The sequence below is a fragment of the Streptomyces sp. KLMMK genome (genome assembly GCF_036961605.1).
Lineage (GTDB): Bacteria > Actinomycetota > Actinomycetes > Streptomycetales > Streptomycetaceae > Streptomyces > Streptomyces telluris.
This window is the reverse complement of sequence record NZ_JBAMDC010000544.1, coordinates 1-3,534: the sequence shown is the minus strand read 5'-3', so window position 1 is coordinate 3,534 and position 3,534 is coordinate 1. Positions and strand designations below refer to the sequence as shown.

The following is a 3,534-nucleotide window of genomic DNA, read 5'->3' as shown; positions in this document are numbered from 1 at the left end:
CCGACCGGCTGCCCGCCCCGCCCCGGCGCGGCCACGGCTTCCTCGTCCAGCTCTACTCCCTGCTCTCCGCCCGCTCCTGGGGCATGGGCGACCTCGGCGACCTGGCCGCGCTCGCCGACTGGTCCGGCCGCACCTTCGGCACGGACTTCGTCCAGGTCAACCCCCTGCACGCGGCCGTGCCCGGCGCGGGCGGCGCCCCCACCGACCCCTCGCCCTACCGGCCCTCCTCCCGCCGCTTCCCCGACCCCGTCCACCTGCGCGTCGAGGACGTGCCCGAGTTCGGGATGCTCACCGGCGAGCGGCGCGAGCGCGCCGCCCGGCTCCTCGCCCGGGCCGCCGCCCTGCGCGACGCCGTGCTCCACAAGGGCGAGCTCATCGACCGCGACGCGGTCTGGGAGCTCAAGCGGCGCGCCCTGGAGCTCGTCCGCGCCGTACCGCCCGCCCCCGCCCGCCTCGCCGCCTACGAGGCCTTCCGCGCCGAGCAGGGCCGCGCCCTGGAGGACCACAGCACCTGGTGCGCGCTCGCCGAAGTACACGGGCCGGACTGGCGCGCGTGGCCCGGCGGGCTCCGCGACCCCCGTTCGGCGGACACCGCCCGCGCCCGCGCCGCCCTGGCCGACCGCATCGACTTCCACAGCCGGCTCGCCTGGCTCACCGACGAGCAGCTCGCGGCCGCCCAGCGCACCGCCAGGGCGGCCGGCATGCGCATCGGCCTCGTCCACGACCTCGCCGTCGGCGTGCACCCCTCGGGCGCGGACACCTGGGCGCAGCAGGACGCCTTCGCCGCCGGCATGTCCGTCGGAGCGCCCCCCGACGCCTTCAGCCCCCGCGGCCAGGACTGGGGCCTGCCGCCCTGGCGCCCCGACGCCCTGGAGGCCTGCGGCTACCGCCCCTACCGCGAGCTGCTGCGCGGCCTGCTGCGGCACGCGGGCGGCCTGCGCATCGACCACGTGATGGGCCTGTTCCGCCTGTGGTGGGTGCCGCAGGGCGCGGAGCCCACCCGGGGCACGTACGTCCGCTACGACCCCGAGGCCATGCTCGGCGTCCTCGCCCTGGAGGCCCACCGGGCCGGGGCCGCGGTCGTGGGGGAGGACCTGGGCACCGTCGAGCCGGGGGTCCGCGAGGCGCTGGCCGAGCGCGGCGTGCTCGGCACGTCGGTGCTGTGGTTCGAGCGGGACTACGGCGAGGAGCGGGAGCCCGCGCCCGCGCCGCCGCTGCGGCCCGGGCAGTGGCGCGCCGGCTGCCTGGCCACCGCCACCACCCACGACCTGCCCAGCACCGCCGCCCGGCTCACCGGCGACCACGTCGCCCTGCGCCACCGGCTGGGGCTGCTCACCCGCCCGCTGGAGGAGGAGCGGCAGGAGGACGCGCGGGAGGTGGGCGAGTGGCTGGAGCTCTTCCGGCGGCTGGGCCTGCTGCCCGAGGGGCCCTGCGACGAGGAGACGGCCGTCCTGGCCGTCCACCGCTACCTGCTGCGCACCCCCGCCCGCCTGATCGGCGTCTGGCTGCCGGACGCCGTCGGGGACCGCCGCCCGCAGAACCTCCCCGGCACCTGGGACCAGTACCCGAACTGGCGGCTGCCGGTCGCCGGCCCCGACGGGCGCCCGCTGTCCCTGGAGGAGCTCGCGGCCTCGCCCCGGCTGCGGGCCCTGATGGCGGAGGTGGGAGCGGCGGCCGGGCCGTAGCCCCACCCCCGGGCGCGCGGGTCTCTTATGCTCCCGATATCTTGAGGCCGTGAGCACTAAGAACAAGAACGCCGTGCGAGCCGGTGCCATCTCGGCCGGCACGCTGCTGATGCTGCTGATGTCGTCCCCCGCGTTCGCGCTCACCCGCGATGACGGTGACGACCCGGGTCCGGGCCTGAGCATGATCAATACGCTCGGCCTCTACGTCGTCGCGCCGATCGTCCTCTTCCTGGTGATCGCCGGCCTCACGATGGTCGCCGCCAGGCACTCGGACAACCCGCACACCGTCGACACCCACCACCCGCGCACGCGCTAGCCTGCTCGATCTTCTTCAGCCCGGTGCCCCCGGTCCTTCTGGACCGGGGGCACCGGGCTTTTTGCGTGCGCTCTCCCGCGCGGTCCCGGCATGCGTCCCCGCGTGTGTCCCCGGCCTCATTCCGGAGCGGCTGGTTTCGCTTTACGGGCCGTTTAACCTACGGTGTCGTAACCTACGGAACCGTAAGTGTGATCATCCCCCCTGGAGCTGTCCGTGACCATCGCCCCCCTCCGCCACCACGCCCGGGCCGTGTGGAGCGACAGCCGCCTGCTGTACGCCCTCGAAGAGGTCGTCGAGGCCGAGCTCAACCGGCACCTGAAGGTCGCCAAGGAGTGGATGCCGCACGAGTACGTGCCCTGGAGCGACGGCCGTGACTTCGACGGCGTCATGGGCGGCGAGGCCTGGGCCCCCGAGCAGTCCAAGGTCACCGACATCGGGCGCACCGCCCTCGTGGTCAACCTCCTCACCGAGGACAACCTCCCCAGCTACCACCACGAGATCGCCCAGCTCTTCGGCCGCGACGGCGCCTGGGGCACGTGGGTGCACCGCTGGACGGCGGAGGAGGGCCGGCACGGCATCGTCATGCGGGACTACCTGCTGACCTCGCGGGCCGTCGACCCCGTCGCCCTGGAGCGGTTCCGGATGGCGCACATGAGCGAGGGCTTCGAGTCCGACAACCGGCACAGCATGCTGCACTCGGTGGCCTACGTCGCCTTCCAGGAGCTCGCCACCCGCATCTCCCACCGCAACACCGGCCGCCACTCCGGCGACCCCGTCTGCGACCGGATGCTCGCCCGCATCGCCACGGACGAGAACCTCCACATGGTCTTCTACCGCAACCTGCTCGGGAAGGCGTTCGAGCTCGCGCCGGACCAGACGATGGGGGCGGTCCGCGACGTCGTCGTGAACTTCCGGATGCCCGGCCACGGCATCCCCGGCTTCGAGCGCGCCGCGGCGCAGATGGCGATCGGCGGGATCTACAACCTGCGCATCCACCACGACGACGTCCTCGAGCCGGTCCTGCGCTTCCTGAAGGTCCTGGAGATCACCGGCCTGGGCCCGGAGGGCCTGCGCGCCCAGGAGGAACTGGGCCTGTTCATGAACGGCCTCGACGACCAGGCCACGAAGTTCGACGAGCGCCGCGCCGCGCTGCTGGCGCGGCGCGCCGCGAGGGCGGAGCAGGCCTGAGGCCTGCGATCCCCTTCCGCCGCGACGGCGAGCAGCGCCGTGGCGGTGACCGGCGGTGCCGGACCCGGTTGAGCCCGGTCCGGCGCCGCCGGTCTGCGTCGTTGTGGCTGATCGCCGCCGCGGCGGATTCCGTGAGGCCGGGCCTCACGACCCGGGAGTGCGGGCCGCAGGGCTTGCAGGCTCCGGCGTCTCCTCCCGCCGCGACGGCGAGAGACCACCGTGGCGCAGCCCGGCGGTGCCGGACGGGGCGCGGCCGGGCTCGGCGCCGCCGGTCCACACCGATGCGGCTGATCGCCGCCGTGGCGGATTCCGTGAGGCGGGCCTCGCCGCCGAGAGCGTGCCGGC

General features: G+C 74.9%; 3 protein-coding genes. All 3 read left to right on the top strand.

What is annotated here, in order from left to right:
* Window positions 1-1,685 (top strand): 4-alpha-glucanotransferase (gene malQ / locus V7793_RS35260; protein ID WP_336013767.1); only part of this gene is annotated, 1,685 nt, incomplete at its 5' end.
* Window positions 1,686-1,794: 109 nt separating this feature from the next.
* Window positions 1,795-2,001: a hypothetical protein gene (locus V7793_RS35255; RefSeq protein WP_443058063.1), complete on the top strand. Its 207-nt coding sequence runs from the start codon at window positions 1,795-1,797 to the stop codon at window positions 1,999-2,001.
* A 213-nt stretch (window positions 2,002-2,214) separates the two neighbouring features.
* A complete protein-coding gene (locus V7793_RS35250; protein ID WP_336013765.1) occupies window positions 2,215-3,189 on the top strand; it encodes an acyl-ACP desaturase in 975 nt (324 codons plus the stop codon).
* Window positions 3,190-3,534: the final 345 nt, after the last annotated feature.